The organism is Cupriavidus sp. 01L46 (assembly GCF_056399905.1).
This window is the reverse complement of record NZ_JBFTSF010000731.1, coordinates 1-435: the sequence shown is the minus strand read 5'-3', so window position 1 is coordinate 435 and position 435 is coordinate 1. Positions and strand designations below refer to the sequence as shown.

The 435-nt window shown below is 43.7% G+C and carries 1 protein-coding gene; it reads left to right on the top strand.

Annotated elements, in window-relative coordinates; genetic code table 11:
• Positions 1–214 precede the first annotated feature (214 nt).
• Positions 215–435: hypothetical protein (locus AC1DS3_RS39540; RefSeq protein WP_477129489.1), on the top strand; the 221-nt coding region annotated here is incomplete at its 3' end.

Genomic DNA, 435 nt, shown 5'->3' with positions numbered 1-435 from the left:
TCCTGAGGGAGGCTGTGCTATTTACTTTAGCAGTAACGATATCTATTTTCCAAACAACGAAGGTAGCTTTCGTCATCGTATCGTGGAAAAGGACTCGTTCGAGTGGTACGGTAATCGGATTAATGGAGTCCGTAAACACATATTTGTTCGGGATATTCGTAAGCAGTGGTATTTGACTGGGATAAACTCAAGGATTAATACGCCGGATCGACTGTTGAAATTTCTGGAATTAGAAACGGCTGGATTGACTGTTGTAGCGGTTGGCAGTTCGGCGGGAGGCTATGCTGCGGTTCTGTACGGTTCCCTTTTGAGGGCGGAGAGGATATTGTCTTTTAATGGGCAAATGGAGCTGAATTCGCTTTTGGAGACGTCGAATGAATTGGTAAATCCAATTATATTTTCGCGGCAAGAAACTGATTTGAGACGGTATTATGA